The organism is Collinsella sp. AF31-11 (genome assembly GCF_003475605.1).
Taxonomy (GTDB): Bacteria; Actinomycetota; Coriobacteriia; order Coriobacteriales; family Coriobacteriaceae; genus Collinsella.
This window is the reverse complement of record NZ_QRQS01000003.1, coordinates 51,022-76,193: the sequence shown is the minus strand read 5'-3', so window position 1 is coordinate 76,193 and position 25,172 is coordinate 51,022. Positions and strand designations below refer to the sequence as shown.

The following is a 25,172-nucleotide window of genomic DNA, read 5'->3' as shown; positions in this document are numbered from 1 at the left end:
AAAAGCGAATATAATGCATGGATAACATGACAAAAACTCATGTAAAGGTGGAGGGGTGCCGTGGAAACGAATATTCAAAAGATGCAGGTGCTGCTCGAGACCGTGCGCGCCGGCAGTTTTACGCGCGCCGCCGAGCGGCTGAGCTATTCGCAGTCGGGCGTGAGCCGTATGGTGGCCGATCTTGAGGCAGACTGGGGCTTTAAAGTGCTCGATAGAAGCCGCGAGGGCGTAGTGCTTTCTGCCGATGGGCGGCAAGTTATGCCGGCGGTCGAGGCGTTATGCGAGGAATTTGTTCGTTTGCAGCGACGGGTGGATGAGATGCGTGGGCTCATGCGCGGCAAAATCTGCATCGGTACGTTTTCGAGTGTGGCGACCCATGTGCTGCCGCCGGTGATTGCGCGCTTTCGTGCCGATCACCCGGACGTCGATTATGAGTTGCTGATGGGCGATTACTCGGAGATTGAGCAATGGGTGGCGGAAGGGCGCTGCGACCTGGGCTTTATTCCGCGTGAGCCCCGAGGAAACGGCATGACATCGCGGGCGTTGGTGCAAGATGAGCTGATGGCGGTGGTGCCGGCAAACTCTTCACTTGCCACTGCAAAGGCCGTTTCTCTTGCTGATTTGGCCAACGAGCAGTTTATTCTGCTGGAACGTGGCAGTGACGATGAGATTACGCCACTGTTCCGTCGTGCGGGCCTGGCGGTGCGCTCGAAGCTGTCAACCTGGGATGACTATGCGATTATGGCCATGGTCGAGGACGGTCTGGGTGTGAGCATTCTTCCGGCGCTCATCTTGCGCCGCTGCCAGTTCGATGTTGCCGTGCGTCCGCTCGAGGGACATCCTCATCGGCTGATCAATGCGATATATCGCACGGCCGATGTTTCGCTTGCCGCCGCTCGTTTCCTCGAATACCTCTAAACGAGCGCACGTCGTTATCGCCTTGGGATAAATCTCGAGGTTTGGCTCATTTTATTTTTGAAATTGAACTTCTCGAAATAGCACGGCGTTATACTGCTGCCTAAATTGAACTCAGGTTCAATTCGTGTTCTACAAATTGAACTTTGCCAGCAAGGAGGTTCTAGTGGCCCAAGAGACGTTTAGCGATCGCCTGCGACAGGCTATGTCCGATCGCGACGTTCGCCAGTCGGATGTGATCCGCGCATCGGAGATGCTCGGCAAAAAACTCGGCAAGAGTCAGATGAGCCAATATGTGAGCGGCAAGACGATTCCGCGGCGCGATGTGGCAGAGCTGCTCGCCCGTATTTTGGAGGTCGATGTTACCTGGCTGCTCGCCAGTGACGCCGATCAAGGCGAGACATCATCGCCCCGCAACGTTTCCAAACCCGAACCCAACCCCTCGGCTCAAATTGCAAGGAGCGCCACCATGCGTACTTTTTCTAAATCCAGCAAGCTCGACAACGTCCTCTATGACGTGCGCGGTCCCGTCGTTGACGAGGCCGCCCGCATGGAGGACGAGGGCGAGCGCATTCTCAAGCTCAATATCGGCAACCCCGCGCCCTTTGGTTTTCGCACGCCCGACGAGGTCATTAAGGACATGCGCCAGCAGCTGCCCGACTGCGAAGGCTATTCCAACTCGCGCGGCCTGTTCTCCGCGCGCAAGGCGATCATGCAGTACTCGCAGATCAAGGGCCTGCCCAATGTTCAGATGGAGCACATCTACACGGGCAACGGTGTGTCCGAGCTCATTCAGCTTTCGATGAACGCACTGCTCGATAACGGCGACGAGATCCTGATTCCCAGCCCCGATTACCCGCTGTGGACGGCGTGCGCAACTCTTGCCGGCGGACATCCCGTGCACTATCTGTGCGACGAGCAGGCGGATTGGTATCCCGATCTGGAGGATATGGAGTCCAAGATCACGAGCGCGACCAAAGCCCTCGTGATCATCAACCCCAACAACCCCACGGGTTCCGTCTATCCGCGCGAGGTGCTCGAGGGCATCGTCGAGATTGCACGCAGGCATCAGCTGATGATCTTTGCTGATGAGATCTACGACCGTCTGTGCATGGACGGCTACGAGCACGTCTCCATTGCATCGCTTGCCCCCGACCTGCCCTGCGTTACGTTTAGCGGCCTGTCCAAGTCGCACATGATTGCGGGCTATCGCATCGGTTGGATGGTGCTTTCGGGCAACCAGCGCTGCATGAGCGACTTCATCATGGGCATCAACATGCTCTCCAACATGCGCCTGTGCTCCAACGTGCCGGCTCAATCGATCGTTCAGACGGCACTCGGTGGACATCAGTCCGTCAACGACTACATCCGTCCCGGCGGCCGTGTCTACGAGCAGCGCAACTTTGTGTATGAGGCGCTCAACAAGATTGATGGCATCTCGGTGGTCAAGCCGCGTGCGGCGTTCTACATCTTCCCCAAGATGGATGTTAAGAAGTTCAACATCACCGATGACGAGCAGTTTGCCCTTGACCTGCTGCACGAGAAAAAGATCCTGATCACGCGCGGCGGCGGCTTTAACTGGGCCGAGCCCGACCACTTCCGCATCGTGTACCTGCCGCGCATGGAAGTACTAAAGGAGTCGCTCGAGGACCTCGCCGACTTCTTCGATCACTACCGCCAGAGCTAGTGGGATAGAAGTTCCGCACTATGAAAAGCTCCCTGCAGTTGCTTGGCTGCAGGGAGCCTTCTTGAATTGGCGGAACTATATAACGATTCCTTGGCAGTGGTCGATTTCGTGTTGGATGATCTCGGCGGTGTAGCCTGAGAAGTTTTTGATGCGGTGGACAAAGCTCTCGTCCAGATATTCCACCTTAATGCGGCGATAACGAGTGCAGGGACGCTCGCCGACGAGCGAAAGACATCCTTCACTCGTCTGGTAGGCGTTGACCTTCTCAAGAATTTGAGGGTTGTACATGAGCAGCGCCCTGTTGTCGTCCTTTACGCAGATGATGCGCTTGCGTACGCCGATCATGTTGGCGGCAAGGCCCACGCACTCGTGCTCGTGTTCGTGCAGCGTGTCCAGAAGATCCTGCCCGGTCGCGGCGTCGTCGGGCCCCGCGTCTTCGGAAGGCAGGCGCAAAAAGAACTCGGATTTCATGATGGGCTTAATCATGGCGGGCTCCTTAAGGTGGATGCGTTTGGTTCGGGCCATGATACCGCGACATGTCGCATTAATGTGTGCACATAGATTCTGCAGCTAGATTGGATGGCGACACCATAAACTAATGGACGTTTTGCCGAGAGGCATGAATGTTTAAAGCGCAAAGAGTGCGCGACGGGCCCCGCGAATGGGGCGATGATGCCCGAGAGGGCCAAGAAGGAGTCTCATGTCCGAGAACGAAGAGATCATGAACGAGACCGAGAACGAGACCATGGCTGCCGAGGTTGAGGCAGTCGAGACCGTGGAGACCGAAGCTGCCGAGGTTGAGGCTGCTGACGAGGTTTCCGCCGAGGAGGAGGCCGAGGTTGTCGAGGCCGCCGCTGATTACGATGACGAAGAGCTGATGGACAAGATGCAGAAGGCCGCCCGCCTGCTGCGTAGCCGTCGCTTTGCTATTTCCAAGGAGGAGGAGGCCAAGGCCGAGCGCATGGCGAACATCGAGCGCGCCATCAAGCTTCTTGACCTCAAGCCCAAGATGGAGCAGAAGGAAATGTCCGATCTGCTGGGCATGCGCCTTCGCGAGCTCGATGGCCTGATGGCCGAGGCCGAGGCTGCCGATCTGGTCGGCCGCATCGACGACGCCGAGGGCGATATGCGCAAGATCGTTGTCTTCGCTGCCGAGGATGCCGCTGAGGGCCTGGTCGAGCTTGCCAATAAGAAGGAGAAGCTCCTGCCCGAGCTTTCTTACGAGGAGGCCACCGAGCTGATGGCCGCTCTCGATAAGGTTATCGCTCCGCTCGTCGCCATGGGCCTGGATGAGGACCGCGGTCCTCGCGGCGGCCGTGACGATCGTGGTGGCCGTGGCGGTGACCGTGGCGGCCGCGGCGGCTTTGGCGATCGCGGTGGCCGCGGTGGCGACCGTGGCGGTCGCGGTGGCGATCGTGGCGGCCGTGGCGGATTTGGTGACCGTGGCGGCGACCGTGGCGGTCGCGGCGGCTTTGGCGGCAACCGTGGTGGCTATGGCGACCGCGGTGGCAACCGTGGCGGCTTCGGCGGCAACCGTGGTAACGACCGCGGCGGTCGCGGTGGCGATCGTGGCGGCCGCAACGGCGGCGGCTTCCGCGGCAACCGCTTTTAGGGGTTACGCGGTTCTACGAACCGCGTAACTAGTTGACGCTACGCGCCACCCAGGGCGACAATTTGTCATTCAAAAGGCAAGGCATGACCAGAAGGTCCATGCTTTGCCTTTTTCATGCCAACTTGTTCGCCCTGGGCGGCGCTCGCTGGCGTTTCCGAAACATCAGCGTAATTGCTGTTGCCAAAATGATCTGTTGGGTAGCTTATTTCCGGCGCTTGGGGACGTCTCTGCTGGCACTTGGGGACACTCCTTGTGGTTGCTGGACGTTCTTGTTTGACTAGTTGTTTAAGAACGTCCCCAACGACTACATAGCATGAGAGTGGATAATCTCCCGGTTTGAGCCTGTATTCAAACTCAAAGTGGGAGATTATCCACTCTCATTTGTTGTGTGTCTGAAAATCCACGCTCGTTTCTACTCCGCCTACATTTGTAGGAACAGTTCGTGGAGGTGGGTGTCGTCGTCGAGTTCGGGATGGAAGGTGACGCCGAGCTGGTTGCCCTGGCGGGCGGCGACGATGCGCCCATCGACTTTCGCTAAGGCCCTGGCGTCGCCGTGGACCTCGACGATGCGGGGCGCGCGGATAAACGTCAGCGGCACTTCAGCGTCGATGCCGGCTACCTGCCCCTTGGTTCGAAAGCTGCCGAGCTGCCTGCCGTAGGCATTGCGCTCGACAAGTACATCCATGGTTGCCAAACGCGGCGTGCCCTTATCGTCGTGGGTGGCAAGATCGCGTGCCAAGAGAATCAAGCCGGCGCAGGTGCCCAGGACGGGCATGCCTTTGGCGATACGGGCGCGAAGCTCCTCGAGCATGCCCAACTCATCAAGCAGCTTCCCTTGAACGGTAGACTCGCCGCCGGGAAGTACCAGACGGTCAAAGTCCTGCTTCAAATCAGCCGCCTGCCTCAGCTCAATACAACGTGCGCCCAGCTCGGACAGCCTTGCCTCGTGCTCGACAAAAGCACCTTGGATCGCCAGCACGGCGACCGTCTGTTCTGCGTAATCGCTCATGTGCGATCCTTTCTACCGGACTAGCGTCCGCGCTCCTCCATGATGATCTCGATCTCGTCGGCGTTGATGCCGACCATGGCCTCGCCTAGATCCTCCGAAAGCTCAGCGATGAGCTTGGCGTCGGTGAAGTTGGCCACGGCCTTGACGATGGCGGCGGCGCGCTTGGCCGGGTCGCCGCTCTTAAAGATGCCCGATCCGACAAAGACGCCTTCGGCGCCCAACTGCATCATCAGCGCGGCGTCGGCAGGGGTTGCTACACCGCCAGCAGCAAAGTTCACCACGGGAAGCTTACCCGTGGCATGGATATCGCGCACCAGCTCGACCGGAACCTGCAGTTGCTTGGCTGCCTCAAAGAGCTCGTCGTCACGCAGGGCGACAACGTCACGGATCTGCTTTTGGATCTTGCGCATGTGGCGCACGGCCTGGACCACGTCGCCCGTGCCCGGCTCGCCCTTGGTGCGAATCATCGTGGCGCCCTCGGCAACACGGCGCAGCGCCTCGCCCAGATCGCGGGCGCCGCAGACAAACGGCACGTCAAACTGGGTCTTGTCGATGTGGTAGACATCGTCGGCGGGGGAGAGAACCTCGGACTCATCGATGTAATCGATCTCGATGGCCTGAAGGACCTGCGCCTCGACGATGTGACCGATGCGGCACTTTGCCATGACGGGGATGGAGACGGCCTCCTGAATGCCCTTGATCATCTTGGGGTCACTCATGCGCGAAACGCCGCCGGCGGCGCGGATGTCGGCCGGGATGCGCTCGAGAGCCATGACGGCGCAGGCGCCTGCCTTCTCGGCGATGCGGGCCTGCTCGGGCGTGGTAACGTCCATGATGACGCCGCCCTTGAGCATCTGTGCGAGCTCGCGGTTGAGTTTGACGCGATCGGCCTTGCTGGTCTGTTCTGCCATGGTCGCTCCCTTGATTGGCATGTGCATTGCTTGACGGAACATCCTATCGGGGAGCTGGGTATGGCGAAATACTCAGTTTTCGAGATAATAACAAGGTCAGACTAATACCAGATTGAATGACTCGATAAGGTCAGATGATAGACTCATGCTTGACTACAATTTGGAACAACGCGGCGAAGCGTCGCTCTATGAGTATGTTTACCAGCAAATTCGAGATGATATCGTTGCTGGACGCATTGCGGCGGGGGAGCATCTGCCGTCTAAGCGCGCCTTTGCCAGTCATCTGGGAATCAGTGTCATTACCATCGAGAATGCATATAGTCAGCTGCTTGCCGAGGGTTATATTCGCTCAAAGCCGCGTCGCGGCTACTATGCTTGCGAGCTTCCGGATGCACCGATTTTGGCTTTGGTTACGGGGGATATCGACCGGGATACTGTCTCTATGGACCCCGGGGCGCATGACGCCGATGGACAGATCGAGCGATTCGATGCGCTTTCTCCTTCCGCTTTGGAGGCGGCTAGGCTTTGGCAAGGCACACTACGGGCAACGCTGACATCCGAAGACGAACGCGAGATCTTTTCGCCCGCACCAGCGCAGGGCACCGCTCGGCTACGACGCGCAATCGCTCGCCATCTGCGCGGGACACGGGGCATGAATGTTAATCCCGACAACATTGTTATCGGTGCGGGCGCCCAGCTGCTCGATACCATGTTGGTTCAGTTGCTTGGCGCGGACAAGGTGTATGCCGTCGAGGATCCGGGTTATTTGCGTCTGACACGCATCTATCAGGCTATGGGTTGCGAAGTTCGCCATATCCCGCTGGATGGTGAGGGCGTGGACTTGAGCGCTTTGCAGAAAACCGGAACAGATATCCTTCACCTGATGCCGTCCCATCAGTATCCGACCGGCCTTGTGACGAGCATTGCGCGTCGCTATGCCCTGCTGAGCTGGGCTGCCGAGCAGCCGGGCCGATATCTCATCGAAGATGACTTCGATTGCGAGTTTCGCCTTGCCGGCAAGCCGATTCCCGCGCTCGCGTCGATCGATGCCGCTCAGTCGGTTATTTACACCAACACGTTTTCGAAGAGCCTTTCATCGGCGTTACGTTTGGCGTACATGGTGCTGCCCGACGAGCTGATGGAGTGCTTTAGGCGCGACCTTGGTTTTTATGCCTCATCGGTGAGCTCTGTTGACCAGGTCGCCTTGGCGCGCTTGCTGGAATCGGGTGATTACGAGCGACATGTGAACCGCGTGCGTGTTCGTGCTCGCGAGGCGCGTGATGGCCTGGCGGCGCTTGTACGGAAGACGTTTCCGGCGGGGGAGGTCTCGATCGAACATGCGGATGCGGGTCTTTACTGCATCGTGGTTGCGGAGCGTGGCGCGGGCGGAAGCTCTTTTACGCTGGCCCTCACGCGCTCGAGTATCCCTTTTATCGATATCAGTGACTGCTTTTGGTGTGCCGATGGCGCATTTGTCCCTGAAAGCTCGACTCGAATCCTTGTCCAGTATGACGACTTGAGTTCAAATGCGCTAAACACCCTGGAATCGCAGCTAATGGGGGTGCCCTCTAGCCTAAGTGAGTAGACCTTTAGCTCTTTGGCGACCAGGCAGTTTTGTAACAAGCTATCTACCTGCGGTTTTGAAAAGCAGGATGACCGGCCTGCTCGGGATGTTCCAAAAAGTCTACTCACTTGCCGCGCAAAGCTTCTCCATAAGAAAAAAAGGGGTTTTCAACAGGGCTTCGTCCAGTTCTTGGCAAGCTATTGGTCAGTTGGGGAGGGCTGTTGAAAACTTAGCGGTCCGCTCGGTGCCATTTTTGGTGCGTTCGCGCCAATGCGAGACTGGCTGGGTTGAAATTCGTGTTTTCCTGTGCCTATGAAGGATCTACTTTGTGACATATCGGCTTTTAGGTACTGGCGTTTGCCTCCTCAAGCCCTCGCTTTGTGTCCGCCACTTCCACGACCGGAAGAAGACCGGCAGCGATATGGCCTCGCCCGTAACCCGACGGCTGCGGTCGTGCTCGGCTTGCCGTTGCATACATTGGTTGGGACGAGAAATAAGCGGACTTGTCCTGCCAGCGTTAGGCAACGGCTGTTCCTTGGTGAGCTTCCCAGGGAATCCGTGCTGGAAACGGAACATGGGTTTTTGGTCACATCTCCTTTGCTGACGGCATTCATCATGTCGCGGCATCTGACGGATCTCCAGCTGCTTTTGGTATTAGCGGAGATGTGCGGCTTGTTTACGGTTTGTGCCTTGCCAGCAGCACTCGAGGCAGAGCTTTCGCGTGCAATTGAGTCGGGCGCGATTCCGGCAACCTTTGGTTGGGCACGTTGCCCGTCCGAGGACGGTGCCGCCTCAAATTTGTGGCGGCGCGACGCTTTGGTTTTGGGCGGAGACCTTGACCGTTTTTGTTCAGATGTTTGTGGGATGCGTTACGGCAAGCGATTTGTCGCGGTATCGCATCTCGTTCCACTGGGCGCCGCATCGCCTTTTGAGGTTGAGACGTATTTGTTGCTTGGGTTGCCACGATCCCTGGGAGGCGAAGGTTTTTGCGGCATAGAGCTTAATGTTGAAGTGATGCTAAGCACAAGTGCTCGATCGATTGTGGGAAAGTCCCGCGTATATATCGACCTACTGTTGTCTTCGCCGAACGGAAAGCGGCAGGTGGCCATCGAATGTCAGGGGAAGGCCTCGCACGGGCGAGCGGGGGATGGCTTGCGTGACGCCGACCGCATGACGGCGCTTCAGGCAATGGGCTACGATGTATTTCTCCTGACACACGGACAGATATCCGATGAGGATAGATTTCGCGCGATTGTTAAGGCCGTATGCAGGTTGCTCGATGTTGAATATCGCGATAAAAGCTCGGAGGAGCAAGGGGCCGAGGCGTTACTCCGGTCTGAGCTGTTCGTTGACTGGTCAAAACTGGGAGAAATCGACAAAAAGATACCCGTTAGATACAAAAAGGCCCGATCGTGGGCGGCTGCTAATCTAAGTGAGTAGACTTTTAGCGTGATGGCGACCAGATTGTTTTGCGGCAAGCTATCTACCTGCGGTTTTATAAAGCAATACGGGTGGTCTGCTCGACAAGTTCCAAAAAGTCTACTCACTTAGTTTTTGACGCGAAGCCGATGTCAAAGGTGTTCCTATTTTTGGGACGTTAACTGGTTCGCAAGACACGAAAAAGGCCCGAACCATGCGGTCCGGGCCTTATCGAGCTAGAGATTATCTCTCAGGCGATTGGCTTAGCCAAAGTAGCGCTTGAGCAGGCCGGCGAAAGCCTTGCCGTGGCGAGCCTCGTCGCGAGCCATCTCGTGCACGGTGTCGTGGATGGCATCGAGGCCAGCGGCCTTGGCGCGCTTGGCAAGATCGGTCTTTCCGGCGGTGGCGCCGTTCTCGGCCTCAACGCGCATCTCGAGGTTCTTCTTGGTGGAGTCGGTCACGACCTCGCCCAGGAGCTCAGCGAACTTGGCGGCATGCTCGGCCTCCTCGTGCGCAGCCTTCTCCCAGTACAGGCCGATCTCGGGATAGCCCTCGCGATGAGCGACGCGAGCCATGGCCAGGTACATACCGACCTCGGAGCACTCGCCTTCAAAGTTGGCGCGCAGGTCAGCAACGATATCCTCGGAGACACCCTCCATCTTGGCGACGCCCACGACGTGCTCGGCAGCCCACTCGAGCTGGCCCTCCTCCTGCTTCAGGAAACGAGAACCGGGAACGCCGCACTGGGGGCATTTGAAATCCTCGGGCAGCTGGTCGCCGTCGAACTCTTCCACATAACCGCAAACGGGGCAAACAAATTTCATGATTCGATCCTTTCGATCGATGGCGATGGAGCGCTCGTCCGGTCCCGTAAAGGCCCTCTCCGGACGCGCGTCTTGACGAGTTCTATTATCCATAAATGCAACCGAATGTGAAGCCTATTAGGAATGATTTTTAATAAAAAATTTTGAGCTTGTGAAGATGTTGATTGATTAACGATTGGCAGGCCGCCCGAGACCTCCGATGAGTACAATCGGTCGAGCAAATGTTGACCCATCAACAAATGAAGGAGCTTCCTTTATGCATCTAGCCCGTCGCGCCTGGTGCCGAACGTATCAGATGGTTTTTCGCATCGCATTGCCGGTGTTGCCCTATACCGAGCCGCATATTCTGGAGCATGCCGAGGATGTCCCCGCGGTGCTTCAAAAACGCTCGATACAGCGGGTTCTTATCGTGACGGATCCCGGTATTGCCCGTCTGGGGCTTACGGCACCGCTCGAGACGGCGCTCGCGTCCAAGGGAATCGGCGTTGCGATCTATGCCAAAACATCGGCAAACCCTACGGTCTCAAACGTGGAGGAAGCGGCGTCCCTGTATCGGGAGAACGCCTGCCAGGCCGTTATCGGCTTTGGCGGCGGCTCGGCCATGGACTGTGCTAAGGGTGTGGGCGCACGCATCGCACAGCCAAACAAGCCCATCAACAAGATGCGTGGCCTGCTGCGCGTTCATCGTCGCCTGCCGCTGCTCATCGCCGTCCCCACCACGGCAGGCACGGGAAGCGAGGTCACACTTGCAGCGGTCATTACCGATGACAAGACGCACTACAAGTACCCCATTAACGACTTTGTGCTTATCCCGCGCTTTGCGGTGTACGACCCCGAGTTTACGCGCGGCCTGCCCGCCTCCATTACGGGACAAACGGGTATGGATGCCCTGACGCATGCCGTCGAGGCCTTTATCGGCCGCAGCACCACGCCCTATACGCGCAAGATGGCGCGTCAGGCGGTACAGCTCATCCACGATTATTTGCTCGAGGCCTATGAGCACGGCGACAACATGCGTGCGCGCCACAATATGCTTTCTGCAGCGTATAAGGCGGGCGTTGCGTTTACGCGCTCCTACGTTGGATACGTTCATGCCATTGCACACAGCCTGGGCGGACGATACGGGATTCCGCATGGCCTGGCCAACGCCATCATCCTGCCGCATATGCTTCGCGCTTATGGTGACGCCGCCGCCCCCAAGCTCGCCGATCTTGCCCGCATGGCGGACATTGCGCCGGCTACCGCGCAGGACGGTCTTGCGGCCGAGGCCTTTATCGATTGGGTCGACCGCATGAACGTTGCCCTGGGTATCCCCAAATATGTGACAGGCGTTCGCCGCTCCGACATTCCGCAGATGGCGGCGCATGCCGATGCCGAGGCCAATCCCCTGTACCCCGTTCCGCTTCTAATGGACCGCTTGGAGCTCGAGCATATGTACGAAGTCGTTGCAGGTGGTATGTTTGAGGGCGAGAACTAGGAGGGCCCATGAACACCGAGGAAATCGCGCGCATCGTTGCCGATCAGCGCGCCTATTTTAAGACGCATGCCACGTTTGATGTCGATGCTCGCCGTCGCGCGCTCGTGAGCTTGCGTGATGCGGCACAGGCGCACGAGGCCAATATTGCCCATGCGCTCAAGACCGATTTGGGCAAGTCGCACGACGAGGCATATATGTGCGAGATCGGCACGTCGCTTTCCGAGATTCGTCATCAGATTGCGCACGTGGCTCGATGGAGTCGCCCGCGCCTGCGCCCGTGTGACCTCGCCAACGCCGTGAGTGTGTGCAAGACGCAGGCCGTGCCCTATGGCGTTACGCTCATCATGGCTCCTTGGAACTATCCGTTTTTGTTGACGCTCGAGCCGCTTGCCGGCGCCCTTGCCGCGGGCAATACCGTGGTCATCAAGCCGAGCGCCTATGCCCCGGCTTCGAGCGCGGTGCTCAAGCAAATCTGCGAAGAGGCATTTGATCCGCGCCTGGTAACGGTTGTCGAGGGCGGGCGCGCCGAGAACGAAGCGCTGCTCGATGAGTGCTGGGACAAGATTTTCTTTACCGGTAGCGTTCCGGTCGGCAAACTCGTCATGGAGCGGGCAAGTAAAAACCTTACGCCCGTGACGCTCGAGCTGGGTGGAAAGAGTCCCTGCATCGTAGATGCAACGGCAAACTTGAAGGTCGCGGCACGGCGTATCGCCTTTGGTAAATGGCTCAACGTGGGGCAGACCTGCGTGGCGCCCGACTACCTGCTGGTCGATAGACGCGTGCACGACGAGCTGCTGGGCCTTATCAAGGAGGAAGTCCGCCGTATGTTTGGCGAGCATCCGCTCGACAACGAGGATTACGGCCATATCGTCAACGCCAAGCACTTTGCGCGCGTGCGCGGGCTGATCGATCCCGATAAGGTTGTGCTTGGTGGCGCGGCGCGCGAGATGTCGCTCAAGATTGAGCCGACGATTCTGGATGGCGTGACCCCCGATGACGCCGTAATGCAGGAGGAGATTTTCGGCCCCATCTTGCCGGTGCTGACGTTTGAGAGCCTGGATGAGGTCGAGGCGTTCATCGCGAATCGCCCGACGCCGCTGGCCCTGTACGTCTTTAGTCAGGACCGTGCGGTTCAGCAGCGCTTTGTGCGCTACGTGCCCTTTGGCGGCGGCTGCATTAACGATACGATCATGCACCTGGCCACGAGCCATATGGGCTTTGGCGGCATGGGCGCGAGCGGCATGGGGCAGTACCATGGCCGCGAGAGCTTCGATACGTTTAGCCACAAGAAGAGCATCGTGAACAAGGCAACCTGGCTGGACGTGCCGTTTCGGTATGCGCCCTACGCAAGCTGGAAACACAAATTCGTGCGCATGTTTGTGCATTAGAATCGATGACACAGAGAAAAGCAAAATGGCCGCCCCCGCGTAAGCGAAGGCGGCCATTTCTCATGCCCAAGCGCTGGGGCGTGGAGCGTTCTGATGGCAACGCGCAGGGGCGGGACGCCAGATCGGTGCTAGAATACGGGACGACCGCAGCAAAGGGGAGATTATGCATATGTTCGAGAGCTATATGGACTGATGACGCTCAGGCTGTCTCGTTTGGTTTTCATATGCATGAGGGGTTTGCTATGTCCCGCCTTCTTTCTCCATCGCACCGTTTGGTTGCGGTAAATTTCTTTATACAGCTTGCATTTCAGTCGACGTATTTTGTCGGCATCATTGGCTGCGGCACCTACGTTCTCGGGGCCGGCGCATTTGAGACGTCCGCACTCGTGTTTGGACTCAACCTGGTGCTCATCTTTGCAACGTTTTGCTCCGGCGCACTTGTGGACTCCTTGGGCCCGCGTCATGTGCTTCTAGCCGTTTGCGTCCTGCTTTGCGCATCGGGCGTTTTTGGTCTTGTTGCTCCCGTGTCCTATTCCGCGCTTGCGCTACTCGCCATCTCTACCGGGCTGTTGTTTGGCGCGGGGACTACGGCCATGGACGCCTATCCGCGCTTTTTGACGGAAGTCCCCGATGAGCTTCTGCGCATTAACGGCCTCAATAACATCGCGACAAGTGTCGCGGTGATCGTTGGACCTGCGCTTGGAGGCGTTATCGCTTCGGTCTTTTCCAACCAAGGGGTGTTTTTCCTGCTTGCGGTGGCACCTGTTCCCGCTCTGCTGCTTGCGACCTCGTTGTGTGAAGGCGCTGCTGTTCAGGGCTTCGCTAAGCCGGAGTCTCGCGCTGAGGCGACGGGCTTGCGATCGCTTTGGGAAGGCGTTATTGCCACGGCAGCTGATGCCGACCTGCGCCTGATTTTTCTCATGGGCTTTATGGGCTTCTTTTCCTACGGGGCATTCGATTCGCTCGAGTCGCTGTTCTACCGCGATGTTCTCTGCGTGGGTACGGAGTGGATGGGATGGTTGTCGGCCATTGCTGGCATCGGCGGAACACTGGGGTCGTACCTAATCATGCGTGTGCCGTCGGGACGCATCAGGCTGGAGCTTCTGGCGGCGATGCTGCTGGTGACGGGTGTGGGCTCCGTTGTGTATGTGGGTACCGCCCATGTTGCCGTTGCTGCGGTGGGGCAGCTTGTCTGTGGCATTGGTTTTGGCGCCATGGGACCGGTGCGCGTCACACTCACCCAGCGCTTGAGCGACCCTGCCAAGGTGGGGCGCGTGCTGGGCGTGATGCGCGTGGGCCTCAACGGCGCAGGCGTGCTGCCTCTGGTCGTTGCTCCGTTTTTGGCCGACGCCTTTGGCGTGCAGGGAGTGCTTGTTGGCGCAAGCCTGGCAACGGCCGCTATCGCCTGCACGTTTTGGGCAATCGCCCGGCGTCGGGGCTAGGCTCTCGGCATTCCGCTTGCCTTGCTGAATAGGTCGCATGGGGAAAGCGAAATGCGCGCAGCCGCGATTGCGAGCGCTCGATCCTGCGCTATGACGCGGGGCTCGATGTTAACGGTCACAAGTCCGCAAGCTGCGACTGGAGCCTTGGATTCTTCGAGCTGTAATTCTCGAACCATCACAAAGGTATCCACTTGTGGTGAGTTTTCCATAGATTGGGGGAGTTGTTATGAAACGGCTTTTAATCCGTGCCGATGACATTGGGTATTCGTATGCCGTTGACCTGGGAATCGCCCGCAGCGTCAACGAGGGTCTGGTGCGCTCGGTAGGCCTTATGCCCAATATGCCCGAGGCCGAACGTGGCTGGTCGCTCGTGGCAGACGCCGGTGTTGCAGTGGGCCAGCATACCAACGTGTGTCTGGGTAAGCCGTGTGCCGACCCGGCGCTCATTCCGAGCATGCTCAACGAGAACGGTGAATTCCATAGCAGCCGTACCTTCCGTGAGCATTTTAAGCGCGGTGAGGAGTTGATAGACTTCGACGAGGCCTGCATCGAGATCCGCGCGCAGCATGACCGCTTTGTCGAGATCGTGGGTCGCGAGCCCGATTACTTTGAGGCCCATGCCGTCATGAGCAAAAACCTTAACCGAGCTATCTCGGCGGTTGCCCAGGAACTGGGTCTTAAGGAGCAAAAGGCGAGCTTCGACCCTGTGGCAGTGGTGCATTGCGGAGATGCCGACCTGCGCATGGTGATGCGCTCGATGGAGCCGGGCTACGAACCCAAAGAGGCAATCATGCAGACGGTCCGCGAGATGGTAGAAGGTGAGACGGTGATCTTTGTCTGCCATCCGGGTTATCTCGACCGCTTTATCCTCGAGAACAGCTCGCTTACGACCGATCGCACCAAGGAAGTCGATGCTCTGATCGATCCCGGGCTTCGCGCTTGGCTTGAGTCTCAACCCGATCTTCGCCTGATCGACTACCGCGACCTGTAAGGACTCAAGCCGCCACAAAGGGGACAGGCACCTTTGTGGCGGTTTTGGCGCCGTTGCCATTATGGCGGCGGCGCCTTTTTTTCCATGCGGCGCAATAGAGTCAGGGCAACGTGTCATGCGTGCCTTTTTGTGCATTAGAGTCGATGGCATAGGAATAAACAAAGTGGCCGCCCCGCGTAAGCGAAGACGGCCACTTCTCACGATGAAAACGTGTATCGGAGTTGGCAAGACCCGCGGCAACGGGTGCCATCCGTGTTCCTATCTTATCTGCAAGCGTTCTGTCGCGCAAGCGTTGCGGCAAACGATTGAAGGATGCAGACAGGATGAATTTGTGTCCGCACGGGTCCGTAGACTTCTCAACTATGTGGTGGACGCTCGCTAACCGGCAATGGAGGCGGTCATGTTTGATGATGACGAACTGTTCGATCTGACAGACGATCCGTTTGAGTGGGATCTGCTGCTCGATGATGACGAGCTGGGGCAGGACCGTAAAAAGCGGCAGGACAAGAAAGCCCAGGGCGACGCTTCGAAAAAGCAAGACAAACGTCGCCGGGGTCTGTTCGGCGGGCTCTTTGGGTAACTGTCGCATCGCTGCGTCTGTATACTAAACAGGTCTTATACGCATTGCGAAATGAGGACGTAGACGATGATGTGGTTTACCGCCGACCTGCACCTGGGTGATACGAATATCTTGCACGACATGGATCGACCGTTTGGTTCGATCGAGGAGATGAACCGCAAGGTCATCGATGCCATCAATGAGTGTGTTGCTGCGGATGACCGCCTCTATATTCTGGGTGACTTTACCTATCGTTTGCCCCTGGCGGAGGCGGTGCGCCTGCGCGAGCGTATCGAATGCAAGAACGTGGCGCTCATTCGTGGCAACCATGACGGCGATTGGGAAGATCCGGACGCGCCGCATATTTGGGATGAAGTGCGCGATTATCTGGAGGTCGCTCCCGGTTACGCCAAGGGCCATCGTCTGGTGATGAGCCACTACCCCATGCTCAGCTGGAATGGCAAGGCGCGCGGTGCCATCATGCTGCACGGGCACATTCACAGCAGGGGAGACCGTGCCAACGTCCGCAACCGCGATCGCGAGCGCCCGGTTCTGCGCTATGACGTGGGACTTGACGCTAATGGCTACAAGCCCGTAAGCCGCGACCAGATCCTAGACTTTTTTGGGCTGTAATTCTCGAACCACCACAAAGGGGACAGACACCTTTGTGGTGGTTTTGGCGCCGTTGCCATTATGGCGGCGGCGCCTTTTTTGTCCGTGCGGCGCGGTAGAGTGTATGCGGTTGATATTTGCGTCCATCGAGGAGCTGCCATGAACGAGATTAAGTGCCCGCATTGCGGCGAAGTTTTTAAGGTCGATGCGTCCGGCTATGCGGATATCGTCAAGCAGGTGCGCGATACCGAGTTCTCGCACGACCTGGATGAGCGTGTGAAGGCGGTCCAGCGCGAGGGCGAGCGGGCGCTGGAGCTTGAGCGCTCGCGTTCGGCGGCCGCTTTGCAAAAGGCGGAGTCCCAACGTAACGCCCAGCTTGTCGAGCAGAAGAATGCCGCAGCTCAACAGCTGGCGCAAGAGGTCGCCAAGCGCGATGCCGAACTTGCCGAGCTGCGCGCCAAGCTCGAGGGCGCTGCTGCAGAGCGCGAGAGCGCAAGCCAGCGCGCGGCGGTAGAGGCCCGCGCCGATGCTCAAAAGGAGAACGCCGAGCTCCAGCGCGAAATCGACAGCTTGCGCGCACAGCTGGGACGTAAGGATGACGAAGCCAAGCTTGCCGAGTCGGCGGTGCGTAACGCTGCTCAAAGCGATCTGGCCGCACGCGATGCGCAGATTGCCGAGCTGCAGGCCAAGCTTGCCGCGGCGGACAAGGCCCAGGAGATGGCGCTTGCCGCGGCCGCGGCCGAGTCGCAGCGCGCGCTTGATGCTGCTCGCAGCGAGGCTGAACGCACATTTGCTGACTATCAGGCGAAGGTGCAGGAGAAGTTTTCCGCCGCAAAGGCTCAGTCTGAGCAGGAGGCTGAGGGCCTGCGCGCCCAGCTGCGCGAGCAGGAGCTGGCAGCAAAAATGAACCTGTCGGAGGCGGTTGCCGCGGCGGAGCGAGAGCGCGACGAGGCGCGTGCCAAGCTGACGAGCGAGCTGGCGGTGCGCGATTCGCGCGAGGAGCAGGCCAAGGCGGCACACGAGCTCGAACTTGCGCAGACCAAGCGCGCGAACGAGGAACTGATTCGCTATAAGGATGAAGAGATTGAGCGCCTTAAGGACATGAAGGTCCGCCTGTCCACCAAGATGGTGGGCGAGTCGCTCGAGCAGCACTGCGAGACCGAGTTTAACCGCCTACGCATGACGGCGTTTCCCAACGCGTACTTCGAGAAAGACAACGATGCGTCCGAGGGCACCAAGGGCGACTTTATCTTCCGTGAGTGTGACGCGAGCGGCAACGAGATCATTTCGATTATGTTCGAGATGAAAAACGAGAACGACGAGACCGCGACCAAGCATAAGAACGAGGACTTCTTTAAGAAGCTCGACCACGATCGTCGCCAGAAAGGCTGTGAGTACGCGGTGCTCTGCACGTTGCTCGAGCCCGAGAGCGAGCTTTATAACGCAGGAATCGTGGACGTGAGCTATCGCTACGAGAAGATGTACGTGATCCGCCCACAGTTTTTCATTCCCATGATTACGCTGCTGCGCAACGCCGCTATGGGTTCGCTTCGCTATAAGCAGGAACTGGCGGAGTACAAACAGCAGAATATCGATGTCACGAACTTCGAAGCCAAGATGGAGAAGTTCAAGAACGACTTCGGCCGCAACTATGAGCTCGCGAGCCGTAAGTTCCAGACGGCGATTGAGGAGATCGACAAGACGATTATCCATCTGCAAAAGACCAAGGAGGCGCTCCTGTCGTCCGAGAACAACCTACGCTTGGCAAACAAGAAGGCCGACGACCTCACGATCCGCAAACTCACCTGGGGGAACAAAACAATGAAGGCGGCCTTCGACGAGGTGCGTGAGGTGGCGGCGGACACGGTTGATGAGCCCGCCGATGCCGATTCGTATGAGGTCGAGGATGCCGAGTAAGGCATAACGTATAGTGCAAAAGCGGGGCCGCTGGCGATGTTGCCAGCGGCCCCGCTTCATTTCGTTCCAGTATGTACGGCTAGTCCTCGAGCAAATCCTCGATAAAGCCGACACGGTAGTTCTTGAAAATAACCTCGCCGCCGTCTTGCGTGGCATCCAGGTCGACATCGCCCATGATGCCAAAGTCGTGGTCGCCGTCCTCGTCGGCAAAGATCTGGTGCACGTGCCACACGTGGAGTGCCTTCTCGTCGGACTCGTCGATCGAGAACATGGCGGAGCTGCGCGCGTCGCCGTTGGTGAGAATCTCCTCGTGCTGCTCATGGTAGGCATCGAGCGCTTTTTGCCAACGGATTTCGCTCATGCCCCAGTCCTCGTCGAGCTCGCCTAGGTCGCTCGTATGCTCGCGGGCGGCAAGGGTTACGCGGCGGAAGAGCGCGTTGCGCACCAGCAGCGTGCAGCCGCGGCGGTCGGCTACGACTTCGTCGATGCCCTGCGGCGGTGCGGCGTCGAGTGCGGCGGGGTTGCCGGCGTTCTCCCACTCGTCCACCAGGCTCGAGTCCACCGAACGCACCACAAAGCCCAACCACGAGATAATGTCGCGCAGGCACTCGTCGCGCTTCTCGATGGGTACGGTGCGGTCGAGCGAACGGTAGGCCTCTGCCAGGTAGCGCAGCAAGATGCCCTCGGAGCGGGCGATTCCGAGCTTTTGGATATAGCCCTTAAAGTCGCTCGCGCTCTCCAACATGTCGCGCAGGACGCTCTTGGGCGAGAGCTGGTAGTCGTTTGCCCAGGGCACTTCCTGGCAGTACTTGTCAAAGGCGGCATCGAGCAGCTCCTCGAGCGGCTTTTCGTACGTGACGTCCTGAATGCGCTCTAGGCGTTCCTCATATTCGACGCCGTCGGCCTTCATCTCGGCCATAGCGCGGTCGCGCGCGGCACGCTCCTGGGCGCGGAGCACCTGCTTAGGGTCTTCGAGTGTGGCCTCGACCATGCTGATGAGATCCATGGTATAGGTCTCGCTCTCGGGGTCGAGCAGCTCCAGCGCGGCAAGCAAAAATGGCGAGAGCGGTTGATCGAGCGCGAAGTCCTCGGGTAGATCGACCGTCAGCGCATAGTCGATGTCTGGCGTGGCGTCGGCCGGGGCGTTGGGTGCGGGCGGCACCTCGGTACGCACGACGACGCCGGAATCGATGAGCGTGGCGAAGATTTCGTCGGCGCGAACCTCGAGCTTGGCCTTTTCCTCGGGGGTCTGCAAGCTTGTCTCGATAAGGTCGTGCACGCGGGCGCGGGCGTCGCCGTCCTGCTCGACTACGCTAATCACCATAGAGTGCGTGATGCGCAGGCGCGGCTTGAGTGTCTCGGGCTGCGTCTCGATCAGGCGCTCAAAGGTCTGCTTGTTCCAGGTGACAAAGCCCTCGGGCGCCTTCTTCTTTTTAATCTTGCGAAGCTTCTTGGGATCGTCGCCCGCCTTTGCCATGAGCTTGGCGTTTTCAATCTCGTGCTCAGGTGCCTCGGCAATCACCATGCCCTCGGTATCGAAGCCCGAGCGGCCGGCGCGACCGGCAATCTGGTGGAACTCGCGGGCACGCAGGCGACGCATCTTGTAGCCATCGAACTTGGTGAGTGCGGTGAGCACCACGGTGTGGATGGGTACGTTGATGCCGACGCCGAGCGTATCGGTACCGCAGATGACGGGCAGTAGGCCCTGCTGCGCCAAGCGCTCGACCAGCAGGCGATAGCGCGGCAGCATGCCGGCATGGTGCACGCCGACGCCGCATCCGAGCAGGCGCTTGAGAATCTTGCCAAAGGCCGTGGAGAAGCTCGTGCCCTTGGCCGCCTCCTTGATGGCCTCGCGCTGCTCCTTGCTGGCAATACCAAAGTTGGCGAGTGACTGCGCCGTTGCAAGTGCGGCATCCTGGCTAAAGTGCACGATATAGAGTGGGGCTTCGCCACGGCGCATGGCGAGCTCGACCGTACCCTCGAGGGAGGTCGTCACATAGTCGTAGCTCAGCGGAACAGGGCGTGGTGCATCGACGACCAAGTCGCAGGCAGCGCCGGTGTGCTCCTCGAGTGAGGCGGCGATGGCGGTGACATCGCCGAGCGTGGCGCTCATGAGCATAAACTGCGTGTGGGGCAGGGTGAGCAGCGGTACCTGCCAGGCCCAACCGCGATCGGGGTCGGCAAAATAGTGGAACTCGTCCATGGCGACGCAGCCCACGTCGGCATCTTCGCCCTCGCGCAGTGCGTCGTTAGCAAGGATCTCTGCCGTGCAGCAGATGACGGGCGCCTTGGTGTTGATGTGCGTGTCGCCGGTGATCATACCGACGTTATCGCGGCCGAGCACCTGTACCAGGTCGAAGAACTTTTCGCTGACCAAGGCCTTGATAGGGGCCGTGTAATAACAGCGTTTGCCCTGCGCCATGCCCATAAAAAGCATGCCCAGCGCGACGAGCGATTTACCCGATCCGGTCGGCGTGCCTAAGATGACGTGATCGCCGGCGGCCAGGTCCATGAGGGCCTCTTCTTGGTGGTCCCACAGCTCAATGCCGCGGTCGCTCGTCCATTCAAAGAAGCGCTCGAAGGCCTGATCGGGCGTGAGCCACGGTTCGGGCTCGCTGCCATCCTCGGGCTCCCACCAAGTGGGGGAGAGCGCGCCGAGCGAGCCGAACTCTGCCTCGGTTCCCGTGCCGCCCGAGAATGAGCTGGCAGCGCCGGCGCCGGAGACGGTGCTGGCGGCGGTATCTGTCGTGGTCTGTGCCATGTGGTTGCTTTCTCTCGCGTTTGTCCGCCAACTATTATGGCGTAGCGTCGCATCGATGCGTTCGCAGGCAAGAAAATGCAGGAAATGGGCGTTCTGCCCAGCTGTTTGGGGCGGCCGCTAACTAAGTGAGTAGACTTTTTGCGATATCGCGAGCACGCGAATTTTACGCAAGGGCTCTACCTGCGATTTTAGTTTTCGCCATACGGGTCGTGCTTGGCTATTGCCAAAAAGTCTACTCACTTAGGTTTGAGGGTCGTTCGTCGGCGCCTATTTGCGTTTGGCTACCGGCGCCGCGACTGCCAAAAGCCCCTAGGACTCTTGCGGCAGGCGCTTCTTGCCCTTGCGGGCGCGGTTTTTAAAATTCTCGACGGCCTCTTCCATGCCCAGGGGCACGTACGTGAGCTCATTAAGGTCGTCGGGCAGGTAGCAGGCAAGACTTTGCTCCTGCATGCGCCCCGCCGTGAGCTCATCGTCACCGGGCTGTGCGCCGGGTGTGGCGCAAATGCCGTAGACAGCGGCACCCATCTCGCGCGTACGGCACTCATATTCGGTCTCGGGATACTCGGGATGGTCGCGGCGGACGTCGTCACTTATCCAACGCGTGTCGTAGCCTGCCGCGGCAAACTGCCCCAGGGCGTAGTCGCGCAATGGTTTACTGTCGGTGCGCAGCGTGACGGTGGCGCCAGCTGCAAGGAGCGGGCGGTAGAGCATCAGATGGTCGACATGGACGAGCCGCTTTTTGGCGTACTTGGCTTTGGGCTGCGGCGTGGGAAAGTTGATGGTGATGGCATCGAGCTCGCCTGCGGCAAACAGCGCGGGCAACGCTGCAGCTCCGCGCGGGAGTACGAGCGCGTTGGGCAGCCCCTGCTCGCAGATTTTCTGTGCGGCATAGGCGATGCAGATGGGCTCCTGGTCCATACCGACAAAGAGCGTGTCGGGTTCACGGCGAGCTCGCTCAACCAGATAGGTGCCTTTGCCGCAGCCTAGATCCAGATGAAGGCGGGTAAAGGGCAGGCCGCCGGCTGGCGCGCAGGCTTCGCCCCAATTCCCGGCATAGGCCTCGGGGTTCGTCTCAATCGCATCGGCGTAGCGCTCCAGGCGCTCTTCGAGCACAAAGTTCTTAGGCGTGCGAACGTGGACGGCTCCCATGAGGCTCCTTGGTTATACGCATGGAACGCATGACTACGCGTTCCGTCAACGGGTTGGAAAAGGTGGGCATGGTTTGCCCGGAAGTTGCGGCGCGACTCGGCGGCGGGTCGCCGATGCCTACAGGCGCTTGAGGATCACATAGCGGTTGAGCTCGCCGCTGCGACCGTCGGCGTGGAAACGCTCGAGCTCGCGTACGGGAACCTCGCCACTCTTGTAGAACGTACGAACGCCGCGCACCAGGTCGGTGATCTGCTGATCGTCAAAGTGGTGGCAATAGCGGTAGGCATGGCGGTCGTTTTGCCATCCAATGAGGTGGTCGCCGGCTTCGAACTGCGCGGAATCGTAGTCCTCAAACGGCGGGGTGAGCTCAGCGCGGGCCTCGGCGCGAACGGCTTTGCGTGCCATACGCTCGTCGTTCATAAACTCCCAAAAGCTGATGGCGATGATACCGCCCGGGCGCGTCTGGCGCACCAGGGCGTCGAGCACGCGCACGCGATACTCGCACGACGGCACGTGGTGCATAAAGCCAAAGCAGACCGAGATGTCGGCGAGCGGGGCGTCGAAAAGCGCGTCGGGTGTCTCGGCGGGGTTGAGCTTCATGAGGGCATCGAGCACGTCGAGTTCCTGGAAGTGCAGGTTGGGGATGCGCAGGGCGTGGCCATGAGCATCGATGGCCAGGTCTTGGCACGAGTCGACGCCATAGAACTCAAGCGGGCAGCTGGCGTCTGCCGAGGGACTCGTGCCGTCGACGCCTTTGGCGGCAAGTGTGCCGCCGGCGGCAAAGTTCTCGAATCGCATATTGCCGCAGGCGAGATCGAAGACGCGGACGGGATGCTCGATCGTGGCGACGTCGAGCTGCCCGAGCGCGATGTCCATGGTGCGCACCCAGCCAGGCCACGGGGCCTGGCGCGTATCGGAAAAAGAGGCGGAGTGCTCGCGATAGAACGTATTGTTGAGCTGGATGAGCGATGAGGCGAAATCGCGGTTCACGGCGCGGAACTCCCTCCGTTGGCGGTGCGGAATAAACAGTACGACCATACTACCGTTAACACCGCAACGGGGACAACCGAGCTGCGGGCCATTGCTTTGTTTGGACGCATTTTCGCAGCTCATATGTGCCCGCAACCGTCGGTTGTCAAAAATCTCACTAGAATAGGTGGCATGCTTTTGGCGGTGGCGGATAGATTTTTAACTGTGCAAGGCGCCTTAAGAAAAAACGGTCCGGCGGCACGGCTGGCATCGCATAGGAGGAACCATGAATGTAGAAACTGCGCAGCGGCTCGCCGACCTTCGCCGCAGCAAGGGCTTTAGCCAAGAGGGATTGGCGCGAAAGCTGGGACTGTCGCGCCAGGCGGTCAGTAAATGGGAGCGCGCGGAGAGCTCGCCCGATACCGAGAACCTGATCTCGCTCGCCAAGCTCTATGGTGTGAGTCTGGACGAGCTGCTCAATCCGAGCGACGAGATCGAGGACGATATCGAGTTTGAGAATGAGGACCGCGCCCGCCAGCGCGAGGCCGAGGCGGCGGAGCGAGCCCGTACCCACGAGGCGGCGGCACGCGCTACCGAGGCCGCAACGCAGGCGAGTGATGCCGCGGCTAAGGCGGCGCAGGCTGCAAGCTGGAGCGCGCAGGCGGCTAACGCCGCGACGGCGCAAGCGACGAACGCCGGTGCGGTCAATCCGACTCCGGTGAAAGGACCGTTCCAGTCGTTCCCGTATTGGGCTGTGTGCTGGATGCTGTTCTTTTTGCTGATGTTCCTGTTTGGCGCCGGTCCCTTTGCCGCGCTGATCTTCTTTACGATTCCCATCTATCACTGGGTGGCGCGTGCGCTCGATGGTGATTGGGCGCGCGGGGATATTCAGGTTGGTCCGGCGCCGGTGGCAGCCAAGGCTCAGGATGATTTCCCTGCGGTTGATGCTGACGCGGCTGCTACAACCTCCGCTGAGACGAGTACCAAAGAAGGTGATGAATGATGAAACTCTCGCATGAATCTAAGGTGCGCCTGGGTGTTGGTATCGGAGCGTTTATGCTCATCATCGGACTTGTCTTTGGCACTTCGCGGCTATTGGCTCATTCCGATATGGTGCGTACGACCGGTATTCTATCTGGCAATTTGTCTGATTTTGACGATATGTTTGACGACGATGATCTCTTGGATAGCGGTAACTATTCCGCTCGGCCTCAACAACTTTCGAGCGAAACGTTTGATGCCGGCGCGTTCACATCGCTTGACTTGGACGTGACGTCGGGCACGGTCGAGGTCAAACACGTCACCGGCGGCCCGGTGCGTGTTATCGAAAGCGGCCGCGTTGCGAAGGGGACGTCTGCTTCTGATGCGGCTACCCGGAACCTTGCTGAGGTCAAGGGCTCTACGCTCAAGATCAGTCAGTTCTACTACGATGGTAAGCGCGCGATTGACCGCACAATTACCATTGAGCTGCCGCGAGATGTTGCGGATAGCCTGGTGGGCATTACGGCGAATGTAGGATCAGGCGACCTGACGGTCGCGGACATTGCGTGCCATGATCTGGATATAACGTTGAATTCGGGAGACGTCGAGTTTACGGGCGCCGTGACCGATACCCTGAATGCCGAGGTTGGTTCGGGCGGTGCGACGTTCGAGCTCTACCAGGCCCCCGCGAGCTCGATGGACGTTACCGTGGGCTCGGGTGATGTAGAGATAACGGTTCCGAACTCTACGGGCTTTAAGGCGAGCCTTACCCTGGGCAGTGGCGACTTCGAGAGTGATTTCCTTCCGCTTGGCTACGATGGCGAGACCATATTGAATTCTGAGTTCGACAATGGCGATAAGTCCGCCACGTATCGTTTTGAGATCGGCTCGGGCGACGTGTCGTTTGATTCGGAGTAACGGGCGCTTTTCGAAAACCCGTAAGCATAGACGCGCTGTTTGATGAAGGCGCCGAAGCCGAGGTCGG

The 25,172-nt window shown here is 59.1% G+C and carries 21 protein-coding genes; 14 read left to right on the top strand and 7 right to left on the bottom strand.

The features are described 5' to 3' along the window. Nucleotides 1–60 precede the first annotated feature (60 nt). Both DWZ22_RS02355 and DWZ22_RS02350 read left to right on the top strand, forming a co-directional pair. Nucleotides 61–918 (top strand): LysR family transcriptional regulator, encoded by an 858-nt coding sequence (locus DWZ22_RS02355; RefSeq protein WP_117734542.1) that lies wholly within the window; start codon nucleotides 61–63, stop codon nucleotides 916–918. A 202-nt stretch (nucleotides 919–1,120) separates the two neighbouring features. After that, nucleotides 1,121–2,602, top strand: a complete 1,482-nt coding sequence (locus DWZ22_RS02350; RefSeq protein ID WP_117734733.1) for an aminotransferase class I/II-fold pyridoxal phosphate-dependent enzyme — start codon at nucleotides 1,121–1,123, stop codon at nucleotides 2,600–2,602. A gap of 75 nt (nucleotides 2,603–2,677) precedes the next feature. Here the strand turns inward: DWZ22_RS02350 and DWZ22_RS02345 are convergent, their stop codons facing one another. Then, on the bottom strand, nucleotides 2,678–3,088 hold the full coding sequence (locus DWZ22_RS02345; RefSeq protein ID WP_117734541.1) for a peptide deformylase: 411 nt from the start codon (nucleotides 3,086–3,088) through the stop codon (nucleotides 2,678–2,680). Between the two features lie 214 nt (nucleotides 3,089–3,302). Here DWZ22_RS02345 and DWZ22_RS02340 point away from each other — a divergent pair, with 214 nt between their 5' ends. Next, nucleotides 3,303–4,214: a hypothetical protein gene (locus DWZ22_RS02340; protein WP_117734540.1), complete on the top strand. Its 912-nt coding sequence runs from the start codon at nucleotides 3,303–3,305 to the stop codon at nucleotides 4,212–4,214. 421 nt (nucleotides 4,215–4,635) lie between these two features. Here DWZ22_RS02340 and pdxT read toward each other — a convergent pair whose 3' ends face one another. Both pdxT and pdxS read right to left on the bottom strand, forming a co-directional pair. Then, a complete protein-coding gene (gene pdxT, locus DWZ22_RS02335; protein ID WP_118405323.1) occupies nucleotides 4,636–5,223 on the bottom strand; it encodes a pyridoxal 5'-phosphate synthase glutaminase subunit PdxT in 588 nt (195 codons plus the stop codon). A 20-nt stretch (nucleotides 5,224–5,243) separates the two neighbouring features. Then, nucleotides 5,244–6,134, bottom strand: a complete 891-nt coding sequence (gene pdxS, locus DWZ22_RS02330; RefSeq protein ID WP_118405322.1) for a pyridoxal 5'-phosphate synthase lyase subunit PdxS — start codon at nucleotides 6,132–6,134, stop codon at nucleotides 5,244–5,246. A 145-nt stretch (nucleotides 6,135–6,279) separates the two neighbouring features. Between pdxS and DWZ22_RS02325 the strand changes: the two genes are divergently transcribed. Both DWZ22_RS02325 and DWZ22_RS02320 read left to right on the top strand, forming a co-directional pair. Beyond that, nucleotides 6,280–7,719 (top strand): PLP-dependent aminotransferase family protein, encoded by a 1,440-nt coding sequence (locus DWZ22_RS02325; RefSeq protein ID WP_118405321.1) that lies wholly within the window; start codon nucleotides 6,280–6,282, stop codon nucleotides 7,717–7,719. Nucleotides 7,720–8,256: 537 nt separating this feature from the next. Beyond that, nucleotides 8,257–9,138, top strand: coding sequence for a hypothetical protein (locus DWZ22_RS02320; protein WP_117794349.1), 882 nt, complete (start codon nucleotides 8,257–8,259; stop codon nucleotides 9,136–9,138). A 242-nt stretch (nucleotides 9,139–9,380) separates the two neighbouring features. Here the strand turns inward: DWZ22_RS02320 and DWZ22_RS02315 are convergent, their stop codons facing one another. Continuing rightward, entirely contained in the window at nucleotides 9,381–9,944 is a 564-nt protein-coding gene (locus DWZ22_RS02315) for a ferritin family protein (protein ID WP_070097113.1), read from the bottom strand. Between the two features lie 253 nt (nucleotides 9,945–10,197). Between DWZ22_RS02315 and DWZ22_RS02310 the strand changes: the two genes are divergently transcribed. The 7 genes from DWZ22_RS02310 (at nucleotide 10,198) to DWZ22_RS02285 (ending at nucleotide 18,327) form a co-directional block, all read left to right on the top strand. Next, complete coding sequence (locus tag DWZ22_RS02310) at nucleotides 10,198–11,418, top strand: iron-containing alcohol dehydrogenase (protein WP_117798940.1); 1,221 nt, start codon at nucleotides 10,198–10,200, stop codon at nucleotides 11,416–11,418. Between the two features lie 8 nt (nucleotides 11,419–11,426). Continuing rightward, nucleotides 11,427–12,806, top strand: a complete 1,380-nt coding sequence (locus tag DWZ22_RS02305) for an aldehyde dehydrogenase (protein ID WP_118345708.1) — start codon at nucleotides 11,427–11,429, stop codon at nucleotides 12,804–12,806. A 242-nt stretch (nucleotides 12,807–13,048) separates the two neighbouring features. Beyond that, on the top strand, nucleotides 13,049–14,248 hold the full coding sequence (locus tag DWZ22_RS02300) for an MFS transporter (protein ID WP_158557569.1): 1,200 nt from the start codon (nucleotides 13,049–13,051) through the stop codon (nucleotides 14,246–14,248). 226 nt (nucleotides 14,249–14,474) lie between these two features. Then, on the top strand, nucleotides 14,475–15,239 hold the full coding sequence (locus DWZ22_RS02295) for a ChbG/HpnK family deacetylase (protein ID WP_117734532.1): 765 nt from the start codon (nucleotides 14,475–14,477) through the stop codon (nucleotides 15,237–15,239). A 400-nt stretch (nucleotides 15,240–15,639) separates the two neighbouring features. After that, nucleotides 15,640–15,819, top strand: a complete 180-nt coding sequence (locus DWZ22_RS10200) for a hypothetical protein (protein ID WP_158550198.1) — start codon at nucleotides 15,640–15,642, stop codon at nucleotides 15,817–15,819. Between the two features lie 66 nt (nucleotides 15,820–15,885). Then, nucleotides 15,886–16,431 (top strand): metallophosphoesterase, encoded by a 546-nt coding sequence (locus DWZ22_RS02290; protein WP_117734531.1) that lies wholly within the window; start codon nucleotides 15,886–15,888, stop codon nucleotides 16,429–16,431. A 138-nt stretch (nucleotides 16,432–16,569) separates the two neighbouring features. Continuing rightward, the gene (locus DWZ22_RS02285) at nucleotides 16,570–18,327 is read left to right on the top strand and encodes a DUF2130 domain-containing protein (RefSeq protein WP_118405319.1); all 1,758 of its coding nucleotides are present in this window, start codon (nucleotides 16,570–16,572) and stop codon (nucleotides 18,325–18,327) included. Between the two features lie 79 nt (nucleotides 18,328–18,406). Here DWZ22_RS02285 and DWZ22_RS02280 read toward each other — a convergent pair whose 3' ends face one another. From DWZ22_RS02280 to DWZ22_RS02270, 3 genes are all read right to left on the bottom strand, one after another. Next, nucleotides 18,407–21,088, bottom strand: coding sequence for an RNA helicase (locus tag DWZ22_RS02280; protein WP_118345706.1), 2,682 nt, complete (start codon nucleotides 21,086–21,088; stop codon nucleotides 18,407–18,409). 309 nt (nucleotides 21,089–21,397) lie between these two features. Then, nucleotides 21,398–22,237 (bottom strand): tRNA (guanosine(46)-N(7))-methyltransferase TrmB, encoded by an 840-nt coding sequence (locus DWZ22_RS02275; protein ID WP_118405318.1) that lies wholly within the window; start codon nucleotides 22,235–22,237, stop codon nucleotides 21,398–21,400. Nucleotides 22,238–22,354: 117 nt separating this feature from the next. Further along, nucleotides 22,355–23,227 (bottom strand): class I SAM-dependent methyltransferase, encoded by an 873-nt coding sequence (locus DWZ22_RS02270; protein ID WP_117794343.1) that lies wholly within the window; start codon nucleotides 23,225–23,227, stop codon nucleotides 22,355–22,357. 265 nt (nucleotides 23,228–23,492) lie between these two features. Here DWZ22_RS02270 and DWZ22_RS02265 point away from each other — a divergent pair, with 265 nt between their 5' ends. Both DWZ22_RS02265 and DWZ22_RS02260 read left to right on the top strand, forming a co-directional pair. Continuing rightward, nucleotides 23,493–24,209, top strand: a complete 717-nt coding sequence (locus DWZ22_RS02265) for a helix-turn-helix domain-containing protein (protein WP_117734526.1) — start codon at nucleotides 23,493–23,495, stop codon at nucleotides 24,207–24,209. Next, complete coding sequence (locus DWZ22_RS02260) at nucleotides 24,209–25,105, top strand: DUF4097 family beta strand repeat-containing protein (RefSeq protein ID WP_158573287.1); 897 nt, start codon at nucleotides 24,209–24,211, stop codon at nucleotides 25,103–25,105. The genes DWZ22_RS02265 and DWZ22_RS02260 overlap by 1 nt, the downstream gene beginning before the upstream one ends. Nucleotides 25,106–25,172 lie beyond the last annotated feature (67 nt).